At 68.7% G+C, this 25514-nt stretch carries 23 protein-coding genes; 18 read left to right on the forward strand and 5 right to left on the reverse strand.

Annotated elements, in window-relative coordinates:
* The first annotated feature begins 3 nt into the window (after positions 1-3).
* On the forward strand, positions 4-1374 hold the full coding sequence (locus H7I87_RS28495) for an FAD-containing oxidoreductase (RefSeq protein ID WP_023863794.1): 1371 nt from the start codon (positions 4-6) through the stop codon (positions 1372-1374).
* Here H7I87_RS28495 and H7I87_RS28500 read toward each other — a convergent pair.
* On the reverse strand, positions 1371-2276 hold the full coding sequence (locus H7I87_RS28500; protein ID WP_023863795.1) for a RecB family exonuclease: 906 nt from the start codon (positions 2274-2276) through the stop codon (positions 1371-1373). The two genes, H7I87_RS28495 and H7I87_RS28500, sit on opposite strands and share 4 nt — an antisense overlap.
* A gap of 75 nt (positions 2277-2351) precedes the next feature.
* Between H7I87_RS28500 and trmI the strand changes: the two genes are divergently transcribed.
* Complete coding sequence (trmI, locus tag H7I87_RS28505; protein ID WP_009976625.1) at positions 2352-3197, forward strand: tRNA (adenine(58)-N(1))-methyltransferase TrmI; 846 nt, start codon at positions 2352-2354, stop codon at positions 3195-3197.
* A 13-nt stretch (positions 3198-3210) separates the two neighbouring features.
* On the opposite strand, the gene H7I87_RS28510 is transcribed toward trmI, so the two are convergent.
* Together H7I87_RS28510 and lppK are read right to left on the reverse strand one after the other, a co-directional pair.
* Entirely contained in the window at positions 3211-3510 is a 300-nt protein-coding gene (locus H7I87_RS28510) for a DUF503 domain-containing protein (RefSeq protein ID WP_031347902.1), read from the reverse strand.
* An 8-nt stretch (positions 3511-3518) separates the two neighbouring features.
* On the reverse strand, positions 3519-4133 hold the full coding sequence (gene lppK / locus H7I87_RS28515; RefSeq protein ID WP_033725102.1) for a lipoprotein LppK: 615 nt from the start codon (positions 4131-4133) through the stop codon (positions 3519-3521).
* 318 nt (positions 4134-4451) lie between these two features.
* On the opposite strand from lppK, the gene arc reads away from it, so the two are divergent.
* Positions 4452-6278, forward strand: coding sequence for a proteasome ATPase (gene arc / locus H7I87_RS28520; protein ID WP_031347904.1), 1827 nt, complete (start codon positions 4452-4454; stop codon positions 6276-6278).
* Between the two features lie 128 nt (positions 6279-6406).
* On the opposite strand, the gene H7I87_RS28525 is transcribed toward arc, so the two are convergent.
* Positions 6407-7051 carry a hypothetical protein gene (locus H7I87_RS28525; protein ID WP_009976627.1) on the reverse strand — a complete coding sequence of 215 codons (645 nt, stop codon included), beginning with the start codon at positions 7049-7051 and terminating at the stop codon, positions 6407-6409.
* Between the two features lie 150 nt (positions 7052-7201).
* Between H7I87_RS28525 and dop the strand changes: the two genes are divergently transcribed.
* The 11 genes from dop to H7I87_RS28580 all read left to right on the forward strand — a co-directional run bounded on the left by dop (position 7202) and on the right by H7I87_RS28580 (position 19284).
* Complete coding sequence (gene dop, locus H7I87_RS28530; RefSeq protein WP_003872164.1) at positions 7202-8710, forward strand: pup deamidase/depupylase; 1509 nt, start codon at positions 7202-7204, stop codon at positions 8708-8710.
* Positions 8711-8841: 131 nt separating this feature from the next.
* A complete protein-coding gene (locus H7I87_RS28535) occupies positions 8842-9036 on the forward strand; it encodes a ubiquitin-like protein Pup (protein WP_003872163.1) in 195 nt (64 codons plus the stop codon).
* Positions 9033-9944, forward strand: a complete 912-nt coding sequence (prcB, locus tag H7I87_RS28540) for a proteasome subunit beta (RefSeq protein ID WP_033726875.1) — start codon at positions 9033-9035, stop codon at positions 9942-9944. Before H7I87_RS28535 ends, prcB begins: the two co-directional genes overlap by 4 nt.
* Entirely contained in the window at positions 9941-10711 is a 771-nt protein-coding gene (prcA, locus tag H7I87_RS28545) for a proteasome subunit alpha (RefSeq protein ID WP_033719774.1), read from the forward strand. The genes prcB and prcA overlap by 4 nt, the downstream gene beginning before the upstream one ends.
* A gap of 127 nt (positions 10712-10838) precedes the next feature.
* Positions 10839-12197, forward strand: a complete 1359-nt coding sequence (pafA, locus tag H7I87_RS28550) for a Pup--protein ligase (protein WP_003878078.1) — start codon at positions 10839-10841, stop codon at positions 12195-12197.
* A 55-nt stretch (positions 12198-12252) separates the two neighbouring features.
* The gene (locus tag H7I87_RS28555) at positions 12253-13302 is read left to right on the forward strand and encodes a helix-turn-helix transcriptional regulator (RefSeq protein ID WP_033719776.1); all 1050 of its coding nucleotides are present in this window, start codon (positions 12253-12255) and stop codon (positions 13300-13302) included.
* Positions 13299-14267 carry a helix-turn-helix transcriptional regulator gene (locus H7I87_RS28560; protein WP_023861515.1) on the forward strand — a complete coding sequence of 323 codons (969 nt, stop codon included), beginning with the start codon at positions 13299-13301 and terminating at the stop codon, positions 14265-14267. Before H7I87_RS28555 ends, H7I87_RS28560 begins: the two co-directional genes overlap by 4 nt.
* Before the next feature lie 99 nt (positions 14268-14366).
* Positions 14367-14648, forward strand: coding sequence for a Sec-independent protein translocase subunit TatA (gene tatA, locus H7I87_RS28565; protein WP_003878076.1), 282 nt, complete (start codon positions 14367-14369; stop codon positions 14646-14648).
* 55 nt (positions 14649-14703) lie between these two features.
* Entirely contained in the window at positions 14704-15660 is a 957-nt protein-coding gene (gene tatC / locus H7I87_RS28570; RefSeq protein ID WP_003878075.1) for a twin-arginine translocase subunit TatC, read from the forward strand.
* Complete coding sequence (locus H7I87_RS28575) at positions 15650-18457, forward strand: DEAD/DEAH box helicase (RefSeq protein ID WP_033726876.1); 2808 nt, start codon at positions 15650-15652, stop codon at positions 18455-18457. Before tatC ends, H7I87_RS28575 begins: the two co-directional genes overlap by 11 nt.
* 65 nt (positions 18458-18522) lie before the next feature.
* The gene (locus tag H7I87_RS28580) at positions 18523-19284 is read left to right on the forward strand and encodes a DUF4333 domain-containing protein (RefSeq protein ID WP_063966937.1); all 762 of its coding nucleotides are present in this window, start codon (positions 18523-18525) and stop codon (positions 19282-19284) included.
* Between the two features lie 4 nt (positions 19285-19288).
* On the opposite strand, the gene H7I87_RS28585 is transcribed toward H7I87_RS28580, so the two are convergent.
* On the reverse strand, positions 19289-20245 hold the full coding sequence (locus tag H7I87_RS28585; protein WP_023869097.1) for a 5'-3' exonuclease: 957 nt from the start codon (positions 20243-20245) through the stop codon (positions 19289-19291).
* A 117-nt stretch (positions 20246-20362) separates the two neighbouring features.
* Here H7I87_RS28585 and H7I87_RS28590 point away from each other — a divergent pair, with 117 nt between their 5' ends.
* From H7I87_RS28590 to H7I87_RS29285, 4 genes are all read left to right on the forward strand, one after another.
* Positions 20363-21490: a M24 family metallopeptidase gene (locus H7I87_RS28590; protein ID WP_023869098.1), complete on the forward strand. Its 1128-nt coding sequence runs from the start codon at positions 20363-20365 to the stop codon at positions 21488-21490.
* A 105-nt stretch (positions 21491-21595) separates the two neighbouring features.
* Complete coding sequence (locus H7I87_RS28595; RefSeq protein WP_080708760.1) at positions 21596-24595, forward strand: glycohydrolase toxin TNT-related protein; 3000 nt, start codon at positions 21596-21598, stop codon at positions 24593-24595.
* Positions 24592-25128 (forward strand): TNT antitoxin family protein, encoded by a 537-nt coding sequence (locus H7I87_RS28600; RefSeq protein WP_010949365.1) that lies wholly within the window; start codon positions 24592-24594, stop codon positions 25126-25128. The genes H7I87_RS28595 and H7I87_RS28600 overlap by 4 nt, the downstream gene beginning before the upstream one ends.
* A 46-nt stretch (positions 25129-25174) precedes the next feature.
* Positions 25175-25507: a glycohydrolase toxin TNT-related protein gene (locus H7I87_RS29285; protein ID WP_155267901.1), complete on the forward strand. Its 333-nt coding sequence runs from the start codon at positions 25175-25177 to the stop codon at positions 25505-25507.
* Positions 25508-25514 lie beyond the last annotated feature (7 nt).

Here is a 25514-nt window from a genome sequence, read left to right on the forward strand (position 1 = left end):
TAAGTGACAAAGCATTTCGACGCGATCATCGTCGGCGCCGGCCAGGCCGGCCCGCCGCTGGCCGGGCGGTTGACCGCGGCCGGGCAGCGCGTCGCCATCATCGAACGCAAACTGATCGGCGGCACCTGCGTCAACACCGGGTGCATTCCCACCAAGACGCTGGTCGCCTCGGCGCATGCGGCCCACCTGGCCCGTCGCGGCGCGGACTACGGCGTCGGGACCGGGGCGATCAGCGTGGACATGGCGAAAGTCAAGGCACGCAAAGACGAGATCATGCTGGGCGACCGCAAGGGCGTCGAAGACTGGTTGGCGGGCATGGCCGGCTGCACCGTGGTCCGCGGCCACGCCCGCTTCCGGGATCCGCACACCCTGCAGGTCGGCGAGGACCTGCTGCGGGCCGAACGGATCTTCCTCAACGTCGGCGGCCGCGCGGTGGTGCCCGACATCCCCGGCCTGGCCGAGGTCGACTTCCTCACCAACGTGTCGATCCTCGAACTCGACACGCTGCCAACACATCTCGTCATCGTCGGCGGAAGCTACATCGCGCTGGAGTTCGCCCAGATGTACCGGCGCTTCGGGGCCGCGGTGACCGTGGTGGAGCGCGGCCCGCGGCTGGCCTCCCGCGAAGACGAGGACGTGTCGGCCGCGGTGCAGGAAATTCTGCGGGCCGAAGGCATCGACATCGTCGTCAACGCCGACGACGTGCGAATAGCCAAGACCGGCAACGGTTTCGAACTGGCCCCGCGTGACGGCGCCCCGTCCGTCCGGGGCAGCCACCTGCTGCTGGCGGTGGGCCGGCGACCCAACACCGACGACCTCGACCTGGCGGCGGCCGGCGTGCGGACCGACGCCCGCGGCTACATCCTCGTCGACGACCAGCTGAAGACCAACGTCGAACACATCTGGGCGATGGGCGACTGCAACGGCAGGGGCGCGTTCACGCACACCTCCTACAACGACTTCGAGATCGTCGCCGCCAATCTGCTCGACGACGATCCGCGCCGGGTGAGCGACCGGATCACAACCTACGCGCTCTACATCGACCCGCCGCTGGGGCGCGCCGGGATGACCGTCGCGCAGGTCCGTGCGTCAGGGCGCAGGGCCCTGGTCGGGAAGCGCCCGATGACCAGGGTGGGCCGGGCGGTGGAAAAGGGTGAGACACAAGGCTTCATGAAGGTGGTGGTGGACGCCGACACCCGGGAGATCCTGGGCGCCGCCATCCTGGGCGTCGGCGGCGACGAGGCGATACACGGCATCCTGGACGTCATGTCCGCCAAGGCGCCCTACACCACGCTGTCGCGCACCATGCACATCCACCCCACCGTCAGCGAACTGATCCCGACGATGCTGCAGGAAATGTCGCCGCTGGCCTAGCCGGCCAGGTCGACGGGGTTGGGCAGAGTCGAATTGTCTTGCGCGCCAAGCGTATCCGGCCAGCCGGGGTAGGGCGGCGGGGTTCCGCCGAACAGCGGGCAGAGCTGCTGATGCGGACACCAGTCGCACAACCGCGATTGGGTGGGACGGAAATCGCCTGTCCGACCGGCGGATTGGATAGCCCGCCAGATCGCCATCAGGGTCTTCTCGAAGCGCAGCAACTCGTCGTGCTCGGGTGAGTAGTCCAGCACCTGACCGTCGGCCAGATAGATGAGCCGCAGCCGGGTGGGCGGCACACCGCGCGAACGCAACAGGGCCACCGCGTAGAACTTCATCTGGAACATGGCCTTGAACTCGGCCAGGGCTCGTGCGGCCGGCGGCGCCTTGCCGGTCTTGTAGTCGACCACCCGCAGCTCGCCGGTGGCGGCGACATCGATGCGATCGATGAATCCGCGCAGCAGCGTTCCGTCGGCGAGTTCGACCTCCACCCGCTCCTCGCAGCACTGCGGGTCGAAACGGGTGGGATCTTCCAGCCGGTAATAACCGGCGAGCAGCGCCTGCGCCTCGGCCAGCAATTGGCCGTGCTGGGCGGGATCCAGGTCGGCCGTCAGCTCCGGGCTCGCGGCGAGCAGCTGTTCCCAGGCGGGGCCCACCAGCGCCAGGGCCGTCTCGGGGCCGCGCTGGGCGGCCGGCAGGTCGTACAGCTGCTGTAGGGCGGCATGCACCAGCGAGCCGCGCAGCTGGGCGGGCGACGGCGCCTCGGGCAGCCGGTCGATGGCCCGGAACCGGTACAGCAGCGGGCACTGCTTGAAGTCCGCCGCCCGGGACGGCGACAGCGCCGGGCGCGACACCTGGCCCGCCGGCCGCGCCGCCGACTGCCGTGCCTCCGGCTGGACGATCATGTTCGGCAGCCTAGGACCGGGCGCCGACAACCCCCAAGCACCGGTTGCGGCGAGTCGGCTGGCACGCTGGACCGCGTGTCCGTTACCGGCCCGTTCACCGTGGGCGAGCGTGTGCAGCTCACCGACGCCAAGGGTCGGCACTACACGATGGTGCTGGCCGCCGGCGCCGAGTTCCACACCCATCGCGGGTCCATCCCCCACGACGCGGTGATCGGGCTCGAGCAGGGCAGCGTGGTCAAGTCCAGCAACGGCGCCGTCTACCTGGTGATGCGGCCGCTGCTGATCGACTACGTGATGTCGATGCCGCGCGGGCCGCAGGTGATCTACCCCAAGGACGCCGCCCAGATCGTGCACGAGGGCGACATCTTCCCGGGGGCGCGGGTGCTGGAGGCCGGGGCCGGCTCGGGCGCGCTGACCTGCTCGCTGCTGCGCGCGGTCGGACCCCAGGGGCGGGTGATCTCCTACGAACAGCGCGCCGACCATGCCGAGCACGCCCAGCGCAACGTGTCGGTGTTCTTCGGGGGCGAGGCACCGGACAACTGGCAACTGATCGTCGACGACGTCGCCGACTCGGATCTGCCGGACCGGTCCGTCGACCGCGCCGTGCTGGACATGCTGGCGCCGTGGGAGGTGCTGGAGTCGGTCGCGCGGCTGCTGATCCCCGGCGGGGTGTTGATGATCTACGTGGCCACGGTCACCCAGCTGTCGCGGGCCGTCGAGGCGTTACGGGCCCAGCAGTGCTGGACCGAACCACGCTCCTGGGAAACCTTGCAACGGGGTTGGAACGTCGTCGGTCTCGCGGTGCGGCCGCAGCATTCGATGCGCGGGCACACCGCCTTTTTGATCTTCACCCGGCGGCTGGCACCCGGCGTCATCGCGCCGGCGCCGTTGGGGCGCAAACGCGAAGGCCGCGACGGCTGATCCGACGGCTCGGCTAGCCCAAGTCGTCGCTGCGAACCAGCGAGCGCCGCACTGAGAGCAGCTCGAACTCCGGGTGCGCGGCCACCAGCCGTTCGGCGGCGTCCAGGACGTCGACGGCATGGCCGCGGTCGCCGGACACCGTGGCGACGCCGATGCCCGCCCGTCGATGCAAGTCGTGCGAACCCGTCTCGGCGGCCGAGACGCTGAACTTGCGCTGCAACTCCGCGACGACGGGACGGATGACCGACCGCTTCTGTTTGAGCGAGCGGACGTCGCCCAGCAAGACGTCGAACTCGAGCCAGCCGACCCACATCCCGCAGCTCACCCGGGCGGGGTTTGGGTGGGCGCGGGTTCCGGCGGCGGGGCGGGTTCGGCCGGCGGTGCCGGGGCCCCCGGGCCCTCGGGAGCCGCAGACGTCGGGGCCTGCGGCGACTTGCCAAGGGCCAACAGCGTTTCGGCGGTGTGCCGGGACAGCTGCCAGCCGCCCTGGAAGGGAGTGAACTCCATGGGGAAGGTGAAGTTGGCGTTGTTGGGCTGGTTGGTGTGGACGGCGATGCTGGCCTTCACGTTCGACGGGTTCTGGTCCGACCACGCGATGTCGTTCGCGGTGAAGGTCATGGGCAGGTAGCCGTTGTCGCGCAAGGCATTGGTGAACTTGTCCAGCGTGGCCGCGCTCTCCGGCGTCGCGCCCTCGACCAGACTCACCTTGTTGGCGCCCGGGACATTCGGGTCGGCCAGCCGGCCGAGCACGTCGGTGAGGGCTTCGGGGGGCGGCAGGGGAGTCGTGGCCGGCGGCGCGATCGGAGTCGACGTGGCGGGCGGCAGCGACGAGGCTGCCGACGTCTCAGTTCTCGGGTGCGACGTCGAACACGCCGCCAGTCCGACCGCCACCAGCGCGGTGGCGGCGCTCAACGCTACGGACAGTGCTCGGTGCATCCAGTCGGTCGGCCGGCTAGGCGGCTCTGGCCGCTGCGCGGATCGGGGAACTCGCTAAGGTCGGGCCGATGGGTGCAACCGAAGTCACACCTGCGGCGCCGGCGCCGACGGCTGCGACCGGAGCCGAGCCCGTGGCGAGGCTTTTTGCGGTCACGGCGTTCCTCCCGGCCCTTTCGATCATCAGGATTAGCGGCCGAGATTACCAGCGTGACGAAAATCTTAACTTTTCGTGGGTATTTGACTACCCACATCAATCGGCAATCGCCGGTAGCTTTGAAGTATCCGCCGCGCCAATTCGGTGTGGGAAAGGAGCGCAAGATGGGTAGCTCAGAGCGTTCTGAAGCTTTCGGGACCCCCCGCGAATCAGACATGTCCAGCGGCGACGAGGCCGAGCTGGAGGAACTGCGTCGCGAGGCAGCGATGCTGCGCGAGCAACTCGAGCACGCCGTCGGCTCGCACGGCGCCCGCTCCGCGCGTGACGTGCATCAGCTGGAGGCCCGCATCGACTCCCTTGCGGCCCGGAACTCGAAGCTGATGGAGACCCTCAAAGAGGCCCGTCAACAGCTGCTGGCCCTGCGCGAGGAAGTCGACCGGCTCGGGCAGCCGCCCAGCGGCTACGGCGTCCTGCTCGCCACGCACGAGGACGACACCGTCGACGTGTTCACCTCAGGCCGCAAGATGCGGCTGACCTGCTCGCCGAACATCGATGTTTCGTTGCTGCGCAAGGGCCAAACGGTTCGTCTCAACGAGGCGCTGACGGTGGTGGAAGCCGGCACCTTCGAATCGGTCGGCGAGATCTCCACCCTGCGCGAGCTGTTGGCCGACGGGCACCGGGCCCTGGTGGTCGGCCACGCCGACGAGGAGCGCATCGTGTGGCTGGCCGAGCCGCTGGTCGCCGACAACCTGCCCGACGGTCACCCGGACGCCCTCAACGACGACACCCGGCCGCGCAAGCTGCGGCCCGGCGACTCGCTGCTGGTGGACACCAAGGCCGGCTATGCCTTCGAGCGCATCCCCAAGGCCGAGGTCGAGGACCTGGTGCTCGAGGAGGTCCCCGACGTCAGCTACGAGGACATCGGTGGCCTGACCCGCCAGATCGAGCAGATCCGTGACGCCGTCGAGCTGCCGTTCCTGCACAAGGAGCTCTACCGCGAGTACGCGCTGCGGCCACCCAAAGGCGTGCTGCTCTACGGCCCGCCCGGTTGCGGTAAGACGTTGATCGCCAAGGCGGTGGCGAACTCGCTGGCCAAGAAGATGGCCGAGGTGCGCGGCGACGACGCCCGCGAAGCCAAGTCGTACTTCCTCAACATCAAGGGCCCCGAGCTGCTCAACAAGTTCGTCGGCGAGACCGAGCGGCACATCCGGCTGATCTTCCAGCGCGCCCGCGAGAAGGCCTCCGAGGGCACGCCGGTGATCGTGTTCTTCGACGAGATGGACTCCATCTTCCGCACCCGCGGCACCGGGGTCAGCTCGGACGTCGAGACGACGGTGGTCCCGCAGCTGCTATCCGAGATCGACGGCGTGGAGGGGCTCGAGAACGTCATCGTGATCGGCGCCTCCAACCGCGAGGACATGATCGACCCGGCCATCCTGCGGCCCGGCCGCCTCGACGTGAAGATCAAGATCGAGCGCCCGGATGCCGAAGCGGCGCAAGACATCTTCTCGAAGTACCTGACCGAGGAGCTGCCGCTGCATGCCGACGACCTGGCCGAGTTCGGCGGCGACCGCACCGCCTGCATCAAGGCGATGATCGAGAAGGTCGTCGAGCGGATGTACGCCGAGATCGACGACAACCGGTTCCTGGAGGTCACCTACGCCAACGGCGACAAGGAAGTCATGTACTTCAAGGACTTCAACTCCGGGGCGATGATCCAGAACGTCGTCGACCGCGCGAAGAAGAACGCGATCAAGTCGGTGCTGGAGACCGGCCAGCCGGGTCTGCGCATCCAGCACCTGCTCGACTCGATCGTCGACGAGTTCGCCGAGAACGAGGACCTGCCCAACACCACCAACCCCGATGACTGGGCGCGGATTTCGGGCAAGAAGGGCGAGCGGATCGTCTACATCCGCACTCTGGTCACCGGCAAGAGCTCGAGCGCGTCGCGGGCCATCGACACCGAGTCCAACCTAGGCCAGTACCTGTAGCGGTCGCGGGTGCCGGCCGCCAGCTCCGCGGGCGCCGGGTCTGCTTCCGCGACACTGCAACTACGCACACGACACGCCGCGGCGGGTGTGCGTAGTTTCAGTCTCGTGCTCGTGGCCCCTGCCCGCCGTCAGGCCGTCACCAGCGAATAGCTGTTGGTCAGGTCGTCCTGCAGCACCCGCGCGGGCCGGCTGGTGGTGTCCACCCGCAGCTCGCTGGTGAGCACCCGAGGTTGGTAACTCCACCCGGCGGGCAGGTCGAGGCGGCCGGCGAGGCCGGGTAGATCCGCTCGCGACAACGTCGGGTCGGACACCTGGCTCCAGGTCTGCATCACCCAGTGCTGGTTCTCGGGGTCGATCAGCTCGTAAATCTCCTGGCCCGCGTCGAAGACGAAGACGGTGTGGCGATTGACCGTGTTGGGGATGTAGGGCGCGGGATTCATCGACGACAACAGCACAGTGGCCTGCTGGATCATCTCGATGCCGCCGAAGGTTTTGGTGATCCGGGGGCCTTGCGGCTGCTTCTCGATGCCGTTCATCAGCCAGTAGCGCGGACCGTTGAGCAACGCCATGGCCGCCCCGTGCTCCTTGGCGATCGCGTGCGGGTCGAGCGCCGACCACAGCTCGGCCGGACAGTCGTTGAGCGGAAAGCTGTTGTAAACCGTTGCCTGCGGGCCCGCCTCACCCGGAGTGACGAGCAGGACTTCGCCGTAACGCTTCCCCGCCAGGTCCAGGGCATGTTTCCCGACGGCGCCATCGGATCCGGGTGCGGACACAGGGTGAAATTAATCACTGGTGTCGGTGCCGTCAACAAGCAGCGTCCCGCCCCGCTGCGCGGGGCGCATCGTCGTCCGGCGGGGTTTGATGGGCCGGCTCCTCCCGCCCCGCTGCGCGGGGCGCATCGTCGTCCGGCCTACGCTTAGGTCATGCAACGGATTATCGGGACGGAGGTCGAATACGGCATTTCATCGCCATCGGACCCGACTGCCAACCCGATCCTCACGTCGACGCAGGCGGTGTTGGCGTACGCGGCCGCAGCGGGCATCCAGCGCGCCAAGCGCACCCGCTGGGACTACGAGGTGGAGTCGCCGCTGCGCGACGCCCGCGGTTTCGACCTGAGCCGCTCGGCCGGCCCGCCGCCGGTGGTGGACGCCGACGAGGTCGGCGCCGCCAACATGATCCTCACCAACGGGGCGCGGCTCTACGTCGACCACGCCCACCCGGAATACTCCGCGCCCGAATGCACCGACCCGCTCGACGCGGTGATCTGGGACAAGGCCGGCGAGCGGGTGATGGAGGCCGCCGCCCGGCACGTCGCCAGCGTGCCCGGCGCCGCCAAACTTCAGCTCTACAAGAACAACGTCGACGGCAAGGGCGCCTCTTACGGCGCGCACGAAAACTATCTGATGTCGCGGCAGACGCCGTTTTCCGCGATCATCGCCGGGCTCACCCCGTTCCTCGTGTCCCGTCAGGTGGTCACCGGCTCCGGGCGAGTCGGCATCGGGCCCTCGGGTGACGAGCCCGGCTTCCAGCTGTCCCAGCGCTCGGACTACATCGAGGTCGAAGTCGGCCTGGAGACCACGCTCAAACGCGGCATCATCAACACCCGCGACGAGCCGCACGCCGACGCCGACCGGTACCGGCGGCTGCACGTCATCATCGGCGACGCCAACCTGGCCGAGACGTCGACCTATCTGAAGCTGGGCACCACGGCCCTGGTGCTCGACCTGATCGAGGAAGGCCCGGCGCACGGCATCGACCTCAGCGACCTGGCCCTGGCGCGGCCGGTGCACGCGGTCCACGCGATCAGCCGCGACCCGTCGCTGCGCACCGCCGTGGCGCTGGCCGACGGCCGCGAGATGACCGGGCTTGCGCTGCAACGGGTTTACCTCGACCGGGTGGCCAAGCTGGTCGACAGCCGCGACCCCGATCCGCGGGCGGCCGACATCGTTCAGACCTGGGCGCACGTGCTCGACCAGCTGGAGCGCGACCCGATGGAATGCGCCGAGCTGCTGGACTGGCCCGCCAAGCTGCGCCTGCTCGAAGGATTCCGCCAGCGGGAGAACCTGAGCTGGTCGGCGCCGCGGCTGCACCTGGTCGACCTGCAGTACTCCGACGTCCGACTGGACAAGGGCCTCTACAACCGGCTGGTGGCGCGCGGCTCGATGAAGCGGCTGGTGTCCGAACACCAGGTGCTCGAAGCGGTGGACAATCCGCCTACCGACACCCGCGCCTACTTCCGGGGCGAATGCCTGCGCCGGTTCGGCGCCGACATCGCCGCGGCCAGCTGGGATTCGGTGATTTTCGACCTGGGCGGCGATTCGCTGGTCCGCATTCCGACGCTGGAGCCGCTGCGCGGCAGCAAGGCGCATGTCGGAGCGTTATTGGACTCGGTGGATAGCGCCGCCGAGCTGGTCGAACAACTCACCAGCTAGACGCCGGTTCAGGCGGGCAACGTCGGAGTTGACCGGTAGGGTAGAGAAGACCAACGGGCAGCGTGACTTGGCAATCGAACTCGATAATTGAACAAGCCACTCAACAGGCCCAGACGAAGCAGGAGGCGGCGATGGCTCAGGAGCAGACCAAGCGTGGCGGTGGCGGCGACGACGAGGACGACTTCGCCAGCAGCACGGCCGCGGGCCAAGAGCGCCGGGAGAAGCTGGCCGAGGACACCGACGATCTGCTGGACGAAATCGACGACGTTCTGGAGGAGAACGCCGAGGACTTCGTCCGGGCATACGTCCAAAAGGGCGGCCAGTGACCTGGCAGTTCCCTGATCGCCTGTCCACCAATTCCGCACTTCCGGGCCCCGCATTCTCCGGACAACCCGCCGTAGATCTGTCGTCATTCGCCGACTTCCTGCGCCGCCAGGCGCCGGAGTTGCTGCCGGCGGCCCTTGGCGGGGCGCAGTCCGGCCCGGCTTCGTCGAGCGGCGGCACGGGTCAGCTGCCGCACGGGACCACCATCGTCGCGCTGAAATACCCCGGCGGCGTGGTGCTCGCGGGCGACCGGCGTTCGACGCGGGGAAACATGATCGCCGGGCGCGACGTCAAGAAGGTGTACATCACCGATGACTACACCGCCACCGGCATCGCCGGCACCGCCGCCATCGCCGTGGAGTTCGCCCGGCTGTATGCCGTGGAACTCGAGCACTACGAGAAGCTCGAAGGCGTGCCGCTCACGTTTGCCGGCAAGGTCAACCGGCTGGCCATCATGGTGCGCGGAAACCTCGCCGCCGCGATGCAGGGACTGGTGGCGTTGCCGCTGCTGGCCGGCTACGACATCGACGCGCCGGACCCGGAAGGCGCCGGCCGCATCGTGTCGTTCGACGCCGCCGGCGGGTGGAACCTGGAAGAGGAGGGCTACCAGTCGGTGGGGTCGGGCTCGATCTTCGCCAAGTCGTCGATGAAGAAGTTGTACTCACAGGTCGTCGACGCCGACTCCGCGGTGCGCGTCGCGATCGAGGCGCTCTACGACGCCGCCGACGACGACTCCGCGACCGGCGGACCGGATCTGGTCCGCGGCATCTATCCCACCGCGGTCACCATCGGCGCCGAGGGTGCGCTCGAGGTGCCGGAGAGCCGCATCGCCGAGCTGGCCCGCGAGGTGATCCAAAGCCGTTCGCGCGCAGACACTTTCGGCCCCGACGCCGCGGGTGGTGACAAGTGAGCTTCCCGTATTTCATCTCGCCCGAGCAGGCGATGCGCGAGCGCAGCGAGCTCGCGCGCAAGGGCATCGCCCGGGGTAAGAGCGTGGTCGCGCTGGTCTACGCCGGGGGTGTGCTCTTCGTCGCCGAGAACCCGTCGCGGTCGTTGCAGAAGATCAGCGAACTCTACGACCGGGTGGGCTTCGCCGCGGCGGGCAAGTTCAACGAATTCGACAATCTGCGCCGCGGCGGCATCCAATTCGCCGACACCCGCGGTTACGCCTACGACCGCCGCGACGTGACCGGGCGGCAACTGGCCAACGTGTACGCGCAGACGCTGGGCACCATCTTCACCGAGCAGGCCAAGCCCTACGAGGTGGAACTGTGCGTCGCCGAGGTCGCGCACTACGGCGAGACGAAACCGCCTGAGCTGTACCGGATCACCTATGACGGGTCGATCGCCGACGAGCCGCATTTCGTGGTCATGGGCGGCACCACCGAGCCGATCACCACCGCGCTCAAGGACTCCTACGCCGAGAACGCCAACCTGCGCGAGGCCACCCGCATCGCGGTGCTGGCGTTGCGGGCCGGCAGCGAATCCTCCAACGGCGACCAGTCCGCCCTGGACGTGGGCAGCCTGGAAGTCGCCATCCTGGATGTCAACCGGCCCCGCCGGGCGTTCCGCCGGATCAACCGGCCCACGCTGGAGAATTTGCTGCGCGAACTCGACTCGAACGGTTCGGACGGCAACGGCGACGCGCCGGAGCTCAACGGCGGCTCCTCCGACTAGCGCCCCTTCGCCCGCACCCGAAAACGCCGCCCGACACCGCCGCCGGAAACCGCGCCCGGAAACTTCGTCACACCGATAGGCGCGGCTTGCCCACCGCCGCGGTCGGACAACCAGTACGCTCGATTACGTGCAGCGGCGAATCATGGGCATCGAGACCGAGTTCGGGGTCACGTGCACATTCCATGGGCATCGCCGGCTCAGCCCGGACGAGGTGGCCCGCTACCTGTTCCGCCGCGTCGTGTCCTGGGGCCGCAGCTCCAACGTCTTCCTGCGGAACGGGGCCCGGCTCTACCTCGACGTGGGCAGCCACCCCGAGTACGCCACCGCCGAATGCGACAACCTGGTGCAGCTGGTCACCCACGACCGCGCCGGGGAATGGGTGCTCGAGGACCTGCTCGTCGATGCCGAGCAGCGGCTGGCCGACGAGGGCATCGGCGGCGACATCTACCTGTTCAAGAACAACACCGACTCGGCGGGCAACTCCTACGGCTGCCACGAGAACTACCTGATCGTGCGGGCCGGCGAGTTCTCCCGGATCTCCGATGTACTGCTGCCGTTCCTGGTCACCCGCCAGCTGATCTGCGGGGCCGGCAAGGTGCTGCAGACGCCGAAGGCTGCGACGTTCTGCCTTTCCCAACGCGCCGAGCACATTTGGGAGGGCGTCTCCAGCGCCACCACCCGCAGCCGCCCGATCATCAACACCCGCGACGAGCCGCACGCCGACGCCGAGAAATACCGGCGGCTGCACGTCATCGTCGGCGACTCCAACATGTGCGAAACCACCACCATGCTCAAGGTGGGTACCGCGGCGCTGGTGCTGGAGATGATCGAGGCCGGCGTCCCGTTCCGGGACTTCTCGCTGGACAACCCGATCCGTGCGATCCGCGAGGTCAGCCACGACATCACCGGCCGGCGGCCGGTCCGGCTGGCCGGGGGGCGTCAGGCCAGCGCGCTGGACATCCAGCGCGAGTACTACAGCCGCGCCGTCGAACACCTGCAGACCCGGGAGCCCAACGCCCAGATCGAACAGATCGTCGACCTGTGGGGCCGCCAACTCGACGCGGTCGAAAGCCAGGACTTCGCCAAGGTGGACACCGAGATCGACTGGGTGATCAAGCGCAAGCTGTTCCAGCGCTACCAGGACCGCTACAACATGGAGCTGTCCGACCCGAAGATCGCCCAGCTGGACCTGGCCTACCACGACATCAAGCGCGGCCGCGGCGTCTTCGATCTGCTGCAGCGCAAGGGGCTCGCCGCCCGGGTCACCACCGACGAGGACATCGCCGAGGCGGTCGACACGCCGCCGCAGACCACCCGGGCGCGGCTGCGCGGCGAGTTCATCAGCGCCGCCCAGGCCGCCGGCCGCGACTTCACCGTCGACTGGGTGCACCTCAAGCTCAACGACCAGGCGCAGCGGACCGTGCTGTGCAAGGACCCGTTCCGGGCCGTCGACGAGCGGGTCAAGCGGCTGATCGCGAGCATGTAGCGACGCGTGCGTCGCTGCAAGCGCCGGGTGCTGAACATCGAATAACCTGGTGCCGATGGCGACGTCAAAAGTCGAACGGCTGGTGAATCTGGTCATTGCCCTGCTGTCCACCCGCGGCTACATCACGGCAGAAAAGATCAGGTCGAGCGTGGCGGGTTACTCGGAGAGCGCCAGCGCCGAGGCGTTCTCCCGCATGTTCGAGCGGGACAAGAATGAGCTGCGCGACCTGGGCATCCCGCTGGAGGTGGGGCGGGTTTCGCCGATGGACCCCACCGAGGGCTACCGCATCAACCGCGACGCCTATGCGCTCGCGCCGGTCGACCTGACCCCGGACGAGGCGGCGGCGGTGGCGGTGGCCACCCAGCTGTGGGAGTCGCCCGAACTGATCACCGCGACCCAGGGCGCGCTGCTCAAGCTGCGCGCGGCCGGCGTCGACGTCGACCCCCTGGATGACGGGGCGCCGGTCGCCATCGCCTCCCCGGCCGGAGTGCCCGGACTGCGCGGCTCGGAAGAAGTGCTCGGAATCCTGTTGTCCGCCATCGACTCCCGTCAGGCCGTGCAGTTTCCGCACCGGCCGTCGCGGGCCGAGCCGTACGCCACCCGCAGTGTCGAGCCCTGGGGCGTGGTCACCCAGAAGGGCCGCTGGTATTTGGTGGGCCACGACCGCGACCGCGACGCCACCCGCACCTTCCGGCTGTCCCGGATCGGACCGGGCGTCACCCCGATCGGCCCGCCCGGCGCGGTCACCGTGCCGGACGGCGTCGACCTGCGCAGGATCGTCGCCCAGACCGTCACCGACGTGTCCGCGACGCCGGCCGGCGGGCAGGCCCGGGTGTGGGTGGCAGACGGGCGGGCGACCGCGCTGCGCCGGGCCGGACGGCCCGTCGGCACCCGGCAACTGGGCGGCCGCGACGGCGAGGTGATCGAGCTGGACATCCGCGCCACCGACCAGCTCGCCCGCGACATCGCCGGGTACGGCGCCGACGCGGTGGTGCTCGAGCCGCAGTCGCTGCGCGACGACGTGCTGGCCCGGCTGCGCGCGCATGCCGGTGCCGATGCCGTCGGCGCCGGCCGGCCCGGCGGCCGCGGGGGAGTGTCGGCATGACGCCCATCTCCACCCGTCTGGTCCGGCTGCTGAACATGGTCCCGTATTTCCAGGCCAACCCGCGGGTCACCCGGGCCAAGGCCGCCGCCGACCTCGGGGTGTCGGCCAAGCAGCTCGAGGAGGACCTCAACCAGCTCTGGATGTGCGGTCTGCCCGGCTATTTCCCGGGCGACCTCATCGACTTCGAGTTCTCCGGCGACACCATCGAGGTGACCTTCTCCGCCGGCATCGACCGCCCGCTGCGGCTCACCTCGCCGGAGGCCACCGGCCTGCTGGTGGCGTTGCGGGCGCTGGCCGACATCCCCGGCGTCGTCGACCCCGAAGCGGCGCGCAGCGCGATCGCCAAGATCGAGGGCGCCGCCGGAGCCGTCGGGCACGACACCACCCAGGCGGCGACCGCCGTCGACGAACCCGCTCCCGCGGAGAGCCGGGCCGCCGCCGCGGTGCGCGCGGCCGTGCAGTCCCGACACGCGCTGGCCATCGATTACTACTCCGCCTCGCGCGACACGCTGACCAGCCGGGTCGTCGACCCCATCCGGGTGCTGCTGATCGGCGGGCACAGCTACCTGGAGGCCTGGTCCCGGGAGGCCGAGGGAGTCCGGCTGTTCCGCTTCGACCGGATCGTGGAGGCCAGCGAGCTCGACGAGCCGGCCGCGCCACCGGAACCGGTGCTGCACGCGCCGCCCGACACCTCGCTGTTCGACGGGGACCCGTCGCTGCCGTCGGCCACGCTGCGGGTGGCGCCGCACGCGTCCTGGATGTTCGAGTACTACCCGATGCGCGACGTGCGCGAGCTGCCCGACGGCTCCTGCGAGGCGGTGATGACCTACGCCTCCGAAGATTGGATGACGCGGCTGGTGCTGGGCCTGGGATCCGGCGTGCAGGTGCTGGCGCCGCACTCGCTGGCGCAGCGGGTGCGCGAGGCCGCGGCGGCCGCCCTCGCGGCGTATGAGGCCCTGAGCTGAGAAAATCCGGGACGTCCCGCCCGGCGCCGGCGCGGCGCGGGCCCACCGCCAGTTCACGTCACTGCGGTAGCATCGGGTGAACGTCTGGAGGTAATCAAAGTGGGCAGTCTTAGTCCGTGGCACTGGGCGATCCTCGCGGTCGTGGTGATCTTGCTGTTCGGTGCCAAGAAGCTCCCCGACGCGGCGCGTTCGTTGGGCAAGTCGATGCGGATCTTCAAGTCCGAACTGCGCGAGATGCAGAGCGAGAACAAGACGGAAACGTCGGCGCTGGGGGCGCAGAGCGAGTCCTCCGCGGCCAACCCCACGCCCGTGCAGTCGCAGCGCGTCGACCCTCCGGCGCCCAGCGAGCAGGGGCACAGCGAAGCGCGCCCGGCGTCGTAGCCCGCCGTCCCGTCGCGGTGCCCGAGCGCCCCTGACCAAGCTCCGACCGAGCATCGTGAAAGCATTCAAGGTTTCAGCGCGCACATCCGGCCTGCTGAAGCGTCTCAATCCGCGCAACAGACGCAGCCGCACCAATCCGGACGCGACCATGTCGCTGGTCGACCACCTCACCGAGCTGCGCACCCGGCTGCTGATCTCGCTGGCCGCAATCGCGCTGACCACCATCTTCGGGTTCTTCTGGTATTCGCATGCGATCTTCGGGCTGGAAAGCCTCGGCGAGTGGCTGCGCCATCCCTACTGCGCGCTGCCGCAGTCGGCGCGGGCGGAGATCAGCGCCAACGGGCAATGCCGGCTGCTGGCCACGGCGCCGTTCGACCAGTTCATGCTGCGGCTCAAGGTGGGGCTGACCGCCGGGGTGGTGCTGGCCTGTCCGGTGTGGTTCTACCAGTTGTGGGCGTTCATCACGCCCGGGCTGTACCAGAAGGAGCGCCGCTTCGCGATCGCGTTCGTGATCCCGGCCGTGGCGCTGTTCGTGGCCGGCGCGGTGCTGGCCTACTTCGTGCTGTCCAAGGCGCTGGGCTTTTTGCTGACGGTCGGCAGCGACGTGCAGGTGACCGCTCTGTCGGGGGACCGGTATTTCGGCTTCCTGATCAACCTGCTGATCGTTTTCGGGGTGAGTTTCGAATTCCCGCTGCTGATCGTCATGCTCAACACCATCGGCGTGCTGACCTACCCGCGGCTCAAGGCGTGGCGGCGCGGATTGATCTTCGCGATGTTCGTGTTCGCCGCGATCTTCACGCCCGGCTCCGATCCCTTTTCGATGACGGCGCTGGGCGTGGCGTTGTCGGTGCTGCTCGAGTTCGCCATCCAGATCGCCCGGCTGCACGACAAGCGCAAGGCCAAACGCGAAGCCCAGGCCGTGATTCCCGACGACCAAGCGTCGGTCATCGAACCGCCCACGGCCATACCGGAGCCGTCGCTGTCGGCCGGCCAGCATGACGATGTCACCTGACCCGTCGGCACCCGACGCCACTACCGAACTGGTCGAGCTCACCCGGTTCAGCTCCGAACTGCCCTTTGCGCTCGACGGCTTTCAGCGGCGGGCCTGCGCGGCGCTGGAACGCGGACACGGCGTGCTGGTCTGCGCGCCGACCGGGGCCGGCAAGACCGTGGTCGGCGAATTCGCGGTGCACCTGGCCCTGGCGGCCGGCGGCAAATGCTTCTACACCACGCCGCTAAAGGCGCTGAGCAACCAGAAGCACACCGATCTGACCGCCCGCTACGGCCGCGACCGCATCGGCCTACTCACCGGGGACATGTCGGTGAACGCGGATGCGCCCGTCGTGGTGATGACGACCGAGGTGCTGCGCAACATGCTGTACGCGGATTCACCTGCGCTGCAAGGGCTTTCGTATGTGGTGATGGACGAGGTGCATTTCCTGGCCGACCGGATGCGGGGCCCGGTGTGGGAGGAGGTCATCCTGCACCTGCCCGACGAGGTGCGGGTGGTCAGCCTGTCGGCGACGGTCAGCAACGCCGAGGAGTTCGGCGGCTGGATCCAGACCGTGCGCGGTGACACCACGGTGGTGGTCGACGAGCACCGGCCGGTGCCGCTGTGGCAGCACGTGCTGGTGGGCAAGCGACTGTTCGACCTGTTCGACTACCGCAACTCCGAAGCACCCGGGCAGCCGGGCGCGGGCCGCGAGCCGCGGGTCAATCCGGATCTGTTGCGCCATATCGCGCATCGCCGCGAAGCCGATCGGCTCTCGGATTGGCAACCGCGCCGCGGCGCCGGACGCGGCCGTCCACCCGCCCGGGCCGGACGGCCGCGCTTCTACCGGACCCCGGGGCGCCCGGACGTGATCGCCACCCTGGACGCCGAAGGGCTGCTGCCGGCGATCACCTTCGTGTTCTCCCGGGCCGGTTGTGACGCCGCCGTCCAGCAATGCCTGCGTTCGCCGCTGCAGCTGACCACTCAGGAGGAGCGGGTCCAGATCGCCGAGGTGATCGAGCACCGGTGCGGCGATCTCGCCGACGCCGACCTGGCGGTGCTCGGCTACTACGAGTGGCGCGAGGGGCTGCTGCGTGGTTTGGCCGCCCACCACGCCGGCATGCTGCCCGCCTTCCGGCACACGGTCGAGGAGTTGTTCACCGCGGGCCTGGTCAAGGCGGTGTTCGCCACCGAGACGCTGGCGCTCGGCATCAACATGCCGGCCCGCACGGTGGTGCTCGAACGGCTGGTCAAGTTCAACGGCGAGCAGCACGTGGCGCTGACACCGGGGGAGTACACCCAGTTGACCGGCCGCGCCGGGCGGCGCGGCATCGATGTCGAGGGCCACGCGGTGGTGCTGTGGAATCCCACCGAGGAAACCACCGAGCCGTCCGCGGTGGCCGGGCTGGCCTCCACCCGCACCTTCCCGCTGCGCAGCTCGTTCGCCCCGTCCTACAACATGACGATCAACCTGGTCCAGCAGATGGGCCCCGAGCAGGCGCATCGGCTGCTGGAGCAGTCCTTTGCGCAGTACCAGGCCGACCGCTCGGTGGTCGGCCTGGTGCGGGGCATCGAGCGGGGCCAGGCGATGCTCGACGAGATCGCCGCCGAGCTGGGTGGGCCCAAGGCGCCGATTCTGGAGTACGCGCGGATGCGGGCCCGGATCTCGGAGATGGAACGCGCGCAATCCCGTGCGTCGCGGCTGCACCGACGCCAGGCGGCCAGCGATGCGCTGGCCGCGCTGCGCCGCGGCGACATCATCAACATCGCCCACGGCCGCCGCGGCGGGCTGGCGGTGGTCCTGGAATCGGCCCGCGACAGCTCCGATCCGCGACCGTTGGTGCTGACCGAAAACCGTTGGGCTGGACGGATTTCCTCGGCCGACTATTCGGGCAACTCGGCACCGGTCGGTTCGATGCCGTTGCCGAAGCGGGTCGAGCACCGCCAACCGCGGGTCCGGCGTGACCTGGCGTCGGCGCTGCGGTCGGCGGCCGCCGGGCTGAGCATTCCGGCCAAGCGCCGCCGCGGGGACTCCGACGAGGGGTTCCACGACCCGGAGCTGGCGTCGCTGCGCGAACAGCTGCGCCGGCATCCGTCGCACCACACGCCGGGCCTCGAGGCGCAGGTCCGGCAGGCCGAGCGTTACCTGCGGATCGAACGCGACAACGCGCAACTGGAGAAAAAGGTTGCCACGGCTACCAATTCGCTGGCCCGGACCTTCGACCGGATCGTCGGGCTGCTCACCGAGCGTGGCTTCATCGAACGCCGCGACGGCGATCCCCGGGTCACCGACGACGGCCGGTTGCTGGCCCGCATCTACAGCGAGAGCGACCTGCTGGTCGCCGAATGCCTGCGCACCGGCGCCTGGTCGGGGCTGAAGCCGGCCGAGCTGGCGGCGGTCGTGTCGTCGGTGCTCTATGAGAGCCGGGGCGGCGAGGGCCCGGGTGCCGCGTTCGCGGCCGAGGCGCCGACGCAGCCGTTGCGGCAGGCTTTGCTGCAGACGTCGAGGCTGTCGTCGGTGCTGCGCGCCGACGAGCAGACGCACCGGATCGCCCCGAGCCGCGAGCCCGACGACGGCTTCGTCACCGTCATCTACCGCTGGGCGCGGACCGCGGACCTGGCCGCGGCGCTGGCCGCCGCCGACCCCGGAGGTGCCGGCTCCCCGCTGCTGGCCGGGGACTTCGTGCGCTGGTGCCGCCAGGTGCTCGACCTGCTCGACCAGGTGCGCAACGCCGCGCCGGACACCGAGTTGCGGGCTACCGCCAAGCGGGCGATCAACGACATTCGGCGCGGCGTCGTCGCAGTTGACGCCGGGTAGGCTAGGCCGGAGCTACCGTTAAGCGCCGAGAGTTCATGCCGAGATACAAGGGGCTGAGGAGAAAGATGAGCGGACCGCAGGGATCGGACCAGCAGTGGCAACCGCCCGGTCAAGGTCAAGGTAGCGACCACTCGTCAGACCCGACCCAGGTGGCGCCGACCTGGCAGGACCACGCCACCCAGGAGGCGTCCTGGCAGGCCCCGGCCTACACGCCGCCGGCCGAGTACCCGCAGTATCAGCAGCCGGGCGAGCAGGCCTATCCGCAGCCGTACCCGCAACAGCAGGGCTACGCCCAGCCCGGGCAGTACGGTCAATACGGCCAGCCCGGCCAATACGGCCAGCCCGGGCAGTACGCCCAGCCGGGTCAGTACCCGCAGCCCGGCCAGTATCCACAGCCGGGCCAGTATCCGCAGCCGGGTCAGTACGGGCAATACGGCCAGCCGGGTCAGTACCCGCAGCAGTACCAGCCCTATGAGCAGCCCGGCAAGAAGCGCCCCGTCGGGCTGATCGCCGGGGTGGCCGGCGGGATCGCGTTGTTGCTCATCGCCGTCGTGCTGGTGCTGGGTTTCTGGCAGCCCGGGTTCTTCGTCACCACCAAGCTGGACGTCAACAAGGCGCAGGCCGGGGTTCAGCAGGTGCTGTCCGACGAGACCAACGGCTACGGAGCGAAGAACGTCAAGGACGTCAAGTGCAACCACGGCCAGAACCCGACGGTCAAGAAGGGCGCCACGTTCGACTGTGACGTCAGCATCGACGGCGCGTCCAAGCACGTGACGGTGACCTTCCAGGACAACAAGGGCACCTACGAGGTCGGCCGCCCCCAGTGACCGGTTAGCCGGGCAGCGCGTCGAGCGCTTTCTGCAGTCGGGCGATCGACGAGCCGACGCCGAGTTCGGTGGCCAGCTCGGCGGTGCGTTGCGGATCGGCGGCGACCAGCGGCACTGCGTCGCTGGGCGTCGACAGCTTGACGGGCGCATCGGTGGCTACCCGCACCACCGGGCCCGCCGCCTCGATGTAGTCGAGCGCCCCCAGCAGCTTGGCCCGCAGGCCCTTGGCCATCCTCGATTTCGGGTCGTGGGCGGCGGCCAGGACCCGGTGCAGCGAACCGTGCTGGGCCAGCAGGGTCGCGGCGGTCTTCTCGCCGACGCCCGGCACGCCCGGCAGGCCGTCGGAGGGGTCACCGCGCAGCAGCGCGAGTTCGGCGTAGGCCGGCCCGGCCCGGTCCACCGGTACGCCGTAGTGTTCGGCCACCTCGACGGGGCCGAACAGGGTGGCTTTGCTCAGGCCGCGGCCGAGGTAGAGCACCCGCACCGGCACGGGATCGTCGGACACCACCTGCAGCAGGTCGCGGTCGCCGCTGACCACTACCACCGGGTCGTCGCGCTCGCGGGCCGCCAAGGTGCCCAGCACGTCGTCGGCCTCGAATCCCTCGGCCCCGGCCGTCGGGATCCCGTACGCCTCAAGGAGTTCGGCGATCATGTCGATCTGGGGTGTCAGATCGTCCGGCACCTCCTCGACATCCGGCTCGCCCGCCGGCTCCGCCTCGGCCACCCGGTGGGCCTTGTAGGACGGGACCAGGTCCACCCGGAATTGCGGGCGCCAGTCCAGGTCAAGGCAGACGACGAGACGGCTGGGCCGTTGCTGGGTGATCACCACGGCGAGCGAATCGAGGAATCCGCGCACCGCGTTCACCGGCCGGCCGTCAGGGGCGGTGATCGAGGACGGCACCCCGAAATAGGAGCGGAACCACATGCTGGCGCCGTCGAGCAGCACCAGTGGCGATCGCATGCCGGTTATCTTGTCACGCCGCGTGTTGCTCGGCCGTCGAGCGTCGAGTTGTTGCGGCCCGTTCTCGCGAAATGGCGCAACAAGTCCACGGTCGGCGCGCAGGTTAGCCTGGCTGCCATGGAATCCCACCGTTTCGACGCGGACGTGTATGCGCGCCGGCTGGCGGCCGCCGCCTCGGCGACCGCCGCCGCCGGGCTGGTCGGCCTGGTGATCACGCCGGGATATGACCTGCGTTACCTGGTCGGGTCGCGGGCGCAGACCTTGGAGCGGTTCACCGCCCTGGTGTTGCCCGCCTCCGGTGAGCCGACCGTCGTGGTGCCGCGGCTGGAGGTGGCCTCGCTGAAGGGGTCGGCGATCGCCGAACTCGGTCTGCCGGTGCGGGATTGGGTCGACGGTGAGAACCCCTACGAAATGGTGGCCGCGGCGTTGGGCGGGGCGCCGGCCGCGACCGCCGTCACCGACTCCATGCCGGCGCTGCATCTGCTGCCGCTGGCCGGCGTGCTCGGCGTGCTGCCGGTGCTGGCCACCGACGTGTTGCGCGGCCTGCGGATGGTCAAGGAAGAGTGCGAGGTCGACGCCTTGCGGAAGGCCGGCGCGGCCATCGACCGGGTGCACGCCCGGGTGCCGTCGTTTCTGGTACCGGGCCGCACCGAGGCTGACGTGGCCGCCGATATCGCCGAAGCCATTGTGGCCGAAGGGCATTCGGAGGTGGCCTTCATCATCGTCGGCTCCGGCCCGCACGGCGCCGACCCGCACCACGGGTATTCGGATCGCGAGCTGCAGGTGGGCGACATCGTCGTCGTCGACATCGGCGGCTCCTACGAGCCGGGCTATCATTCGGATTCGACCCGCACCTACAGCATCGGGGAGCCGAGTCACGAAGTGGCCCAACAGTATTCGATTCTGCAGCGCGCTCAGCGGGCGGCCTGTGATGCGGTCCGGCCCGGTGTGACGGCCGAGCAGGTCGATGCTGCCGCCCGTGACGTGCTGGCCGCCGCGGGACTCGCGGAGTATTTCGTGCACCGCACGGGGCACGGCATCGGGCTGTCGGTGCACGAAGAGCCTTACATCGTTGCGGGAAACGACCTGCCGCTCGCCGCGGGCATGGCCTTCTCCATCGAGCCGGGCATCTATTTCCCGGGACGGTGGGGCGCCCGCATCGAGGACATCGTGGTCGTGACGGACGACGGCGCCCTGGCTGTCAACAACCGGCCGCACGAACTGATCGTGGTGCCGGTGCCGTAGCGCTGTGCATGAACGACTTGTGGCGTTGAGCCGCCGCGGTTAGCTTGGCGGAGCGATCATTGGGTGAGTAGCGGCGACGCGCGGGCTTGAGCGAAAATTCCGCACGTGGCTCCCTTGGCGGTTGATCCGGAGGCGATGTATGCCGCCGGCAGCGCCGTGGCGGCCATCGGCGATTCGTTGGCGGCGAACCTGACGATCTTGACGGCCGGCGTTTCGGCCCACACGGGTGTTGACCGTGCCGGCGAGGTGTTCGGCCTGGGGTATCAAGACTCGGCCGAGTCGATGTTGAAGGCCGCGGCCGGCGTCGTCAACGCGTGCCGCAAATGCGGGGCCCTGATCCAGCAAGGCGCGTCGAATTATTCGGCGGCCGAAGCGGCCTCGACGCTCGGCGGCGGAAGCGGCGCTTTGCCGGCGCCGTCCGCGCCCGCTGACCTTGCCGCGCCCGGGCCCCCGGGGACCTGGGGTAAGGGAGAGCCGCCGCCACTGCTGTGGGCGGTCATACAGGCGCTCGTCTCCGAAGTGTGGCCCGACGGCGACGTGGCGGGCCTGCACGCGGCCGCATCCCGTTGGCACGGCTTCGCCGCGGCAATGCACGGGGTGCAGGGAACCCTCAACGCGTCCAAGGCGCTGTTCGACAGCCAACACATTCCCGAAGGCGAGAAGATCGATCACGCTCTGGCCGAAATAGGCGCTGCCGCAGCGGCTATCGGTCAGCAGTGTGACGCCCTGGCCCGCACCGTCGACGAATTCGCGGACCGGGTCGGCCACGCGCAACAGGCGATCCGGGATCTACTGCATCGGATCGAGGCGCTCGGCGACATCGGTCACGACATCATGCTCATCATCGACGGCGACGCGTGGGACGAGATCCAAAAGATCGCCCGGGACGTCAACGCCGTGCTGCAGCATCTCGGACAGGAAGCCCGGGCCTTCGAGCAGGAGATCAGGCTGCTCATGCAAGCGGCCGATCGCGAGATCGTCACCTGCCAGAAGTATGCGCGTCGCGGACTGATCACGTTTTTGGGAGAAGACGTCGGTAATCCGGTGGCGACCGCGCTCGACTTCGGGATCAACGTCCAGGAGGGCGTCGTCAAGGGCGCGGTCGGCATGGGGTTGGGCCTTGTGGATCTGAGCCCGCATTGGATCGCCCTCGATCCCGAGGGCGCGGGCGCGACCTGGGGTGGTCTGGTCAAGAACGCGTGGAAGGAAAGCTTTGTCAACGCCGCCGTCAATCCCCAGGAATTCGCGCAAGCACGGCTGCAGGAGCTGAAAGGCCTTGTGCACGCCGACGATTGGACCCGAGACCGGCCGGGGTTGGGAGCCGGTGAAGTCGCGTTCGATGCGGCCACACTGATCGCGCCCGGTCTCGGTGAGGCCGGCGCGGCAGCCGACGGTGCCAGCGCGGCCGCCCGCGGCGCCGAGGCGGAGGCGGATGCCGCCGGCGCGGCCGGGCGGGTCGGCGGGATCGCCGGCGCCCGGGGCGCGCTGGCGGACATCGCCAAGTCAACCGCCGATCTGCCGAAGAACCTCGAGGGTGTCACCAAGGACTTGCCCGAGATCAAGCCTCCGACGGGTGGCGCTCCGGTGGTTTTGGGGCCCGGCGGCAAGCCGATCGAGGCGCCGGTCGAATCGGCGCCGCGTCCGCCGGACGGCACGCCGGGTGCGCAGCGGGGCTCGCCGCCCGTGGCAACGTCCCCGGCTTCTCCCGGCCCGGCAGGCGATTCGGGCGCTGGCCCGCACGGTCCGAGTTCGTCGCCCGCTCCAGCTGCGCCGCCGGGTGGCCCCGTCGGCCCTCACGATCGGGCGCCCGCGCCAGCCCCCGCGGCTCCGGCGGGCGGTCCTGGTGGCCTGGGTGGTGTCCATGATCCGGCGCCCGCGCCAGCGCCGGCCCCTGCTGCTTCCGGCGGCCCGGGCGATCCGGTGTCGGTGCCGTCCGGCGCTCCGCACGAGCCCGCATCGGTTCCGGCGGAGGAGCCGCGTGAGCCGGTATCCGTGCCTGCCGGCGGCGTGCACGACCCGGTCGCTGAGCCGACGGGTGGTCCGCATGAGCCAGCATCGGTTCCGGCCGCCGGGTCGCGTCTCGCGTCTGTGCAGGCTGCTGCGGGCGACGGCCTGCCGTCGGCTACTCCTCAGCTGTTCGACCACGCGCCGTCACAGGTGCCCGTGTCGGCCGGTGGATCGTCCGGTGAGGCTGCGTCTGTCGGCGCGCATTCACCGTCGTCGGCTTCATCAGCGGCTCCGCACTTCGAGTCCCCGGGGCGACCCTCAGAAGTGCCAGCGCCCAACGGCGGCGCGCACGGTCCTGGCGAGAGTGGCCCTCCGGGCGGGCACCCGCCGGGCGAGCCACCGCACGGCGGCAAGCCAAGTGGTGATGGGGACGGCCATGGCGGTCCACCGGACGGTAAGGATCCTGATGGTCATCACGTGTCGGGGCACGGCCATGATGGATCATCCGGCGGCGAGCCGCAGGATCCAGTGCATTCGAAGGATCCGTCTGGCGACGGGTGGCATCGGCTGCCAGATGAGCCACTTGACCCGCATTACGGCGAACCATTGGACGAGCATTGGGATTTCGCCGACGACCCGGTCGATCTTGACAAGATTAATAGCGACGTCCGCAATCTAATTCGGGATCCGGAAGCGCTATACGGCCGAGATCCGGAGGGGCATCCGTATACGCAAGAGCAATACGCGGAACGTTTCAACAGCATGGGCAGTGAAGGTCAACATTGGATGAGCTTTCCCGGCAATCACGGCGCTGTCCCGCAGACGCGTGTCGCTTACACGGATGCCGCATCCTACTTGCGGGATTATGGTCCCTTACTCGATCGCATCGGCAAGACAAACGGAAAGTACTTGGCAGTTATGCAGGATGGACAAGCGGCATCATGGGAGCAGCGAGCCCTCCACGTCAACTCCCTTCAAGATCCCTACCACGCTTATACCTTTGAACACTTACCGGACAATTGGACTATCGAAGTGTCGGAGGTCGCGCCTGGGGTGGGTCAACCGGGTGGTTCCTTGCAGGTACGCGTATTCAACTCAGAGGGTCGGCCGATGACGGTTGAAGAGCTCACTGAGCCTGACATTGGAGTGTTGAGATGACAAGCGGCATACAACTTTCCCAACGCCTTGAGGAATGGGCGAAGCTAGCCGATTACACTCTGACACCTAGTTCAAGTACTAGAGATGGGCGGCCCATATTTTGGTCGGGGCTGGGTGAAAGTCGCCTCTTCGTCGGAAAGAAGCCAGACGGCTGGCTCGTGATTACTGATTCGGACCGAATGGAATCCGAATGGTTCGTCTTAGCAGCTCCGTCGATCGACACCATCGAGAAGTACTTGTTCGGAAAATTCGGCATGTACATCCGGGGCACGAGGAATCTGCCTCGGATCGGTGTGCCAGTCTCGGCGGGCGACCAACACTCCGACTTCAACATCGAAACTCGCGAATACGAAGGCGTCGAACGTTTCGCTCTAGTTGCGCCCGATGGCTCGGCGATAGCGGTCGGTAGTGCCGACAAAATAACTGCAACAGCCGATCTCAAGAAACTCGCACTCTATCTGAACGCAACAATAGACCAGATTGAAGCGTCCATGCTCGATCCAGACGGAAAGCCTCTTTTCGAGCGGCGATGACCGAATTCTCCAGGTCCGTCGATGACTACGCGCCCCGGTCCGACAGATGGCAGAGCGTGCTACACCGCCCGGATTGGCCGCCCAATACCATGTACTCGAGGGAACCGGCCGCGAAATCCCCGCGGGCAAGGATTGGGTCGTTCAGCATGGGCCGGCAAAAGAAGCATTCGGACAGCCTGGAGGCGGCGACCAATGGATCGTCCTTGACAGAGCAACAAACCGGCCCGTTCCGGTCGAAGAGTTGATTCGTAGGCGACTTCTCAGACCCGACTTTTATCAGGCTAGTGCGCACGTAGGCTGTGGATGTTTGCGAGGATTTCGGCGAGGTCGGGTGGTGGCGGTTCAGCAGCGGTCAGGGTGTGCTTGCCGGCTTGGATAGTGACGGT

The organism is Mycobacterium timonense (genome assembly GCF_025821985.1).
Taxonomy (GTDB): Bacteria; Actinomycetota; Actinomycetes; order Mycobacteriales; family Mycobacteriaceae; genus Mycobacterium; species Mycobacterium avium.

Coding starts and splice junctions, on each gene's coding strand:
- H7I87_RS28500 (WP_023863795.1), bottom strand. CDS start 2,276: ATGATCGTCCAGCCGGAGGCACGGCAGTCGGCGGCGCGGCCGGCGGGC.
- H7I87_RS28510 (WP_031347902.1), bottom strand. CDS start 3,510: ATGTGGGTCGGCTGGCTCGAGTTCGACGTCTTGCTGGGCGACGTCCGC.
- lppK (WP_033725102.1), bottom strand. CDS start 4,133: ATGCACCGAGCACTGTCCGTAGCGTTGAGCGCCGCCACCGCGCTGGTG.
- arc (WP_031347904.1), top strand. CDS start 4,452: ATGGGTAGCTCAGAGCGTTCTGAAGCTTTCGGGACCCCCCGCGAATCA.
- dop (WP_003872164.1), top strand. CDS start 7,202: ATGCAACGGATTATCGGGACGGAGGTCGAATACGGCATTTCATCGCCA.
- H7I87_RS28535 (WP_003872163.1), top strand. CDS start 8,842: ATGGCTCAGGAGCAGACCAAGCGTGGCGGTGGCGGCGACGACGAGGAC.
- H7I87_RS28555 (WP_033719776.1), top strand. CDS start 12,253: ATGGCGACGTCAAAAGTCGAACGGCTGGTGAATCTGGTCATTGCCCTG.
- H7I87_RS28560 (WP_023861515.1), top strand. CDS start 13,299: ATGACGCCCATCTCCACCCGTCTGGTCCGGCTGCTGAACATGGTCCCG.
- H7I87_RS28575 (WP_033726876.1), top strand. CDS start 15,650: ATGTCACCTGACCCGTCGGCACCCGACGCCACTACCGAACTGGTCGAG.
- H7I87_RS28580 (WP_063966937.1), top strand. CDS start 18,523: ATGAGCGGACCGCAGGGATCGGACCAGCAGTGGCAACCGCCCGGTCAA.
- H7I87_RS28585 (WP_023869097.1), bottom strand. CDS start 20,245: ATGCGATCGCCACTGGTGCTGCTCGACGGCGCCAGCATGTGGTTCCGC.
- H7I87_RS28590 (WP_023869098.1), top strand. CDS start 20,363: ATGGAATCCCACCGTTTCGACGCGGACGTGTATGCGCGCCGGCTGGCG.
- H7I87_RS28600 (WP_010949365.1), top strand. CDS start 24,592: ATGACAAGCGGCATACAACTTTCCCAACGCCTTGAGGAATGGGCGAAG.
- H7I87_RS29285 (WP_155267901.1), top strand. CDS start 25,175: ATGGCAGAGCGTGCTACACCGCCCGGATTGGCCGCCCAATACCATGTA.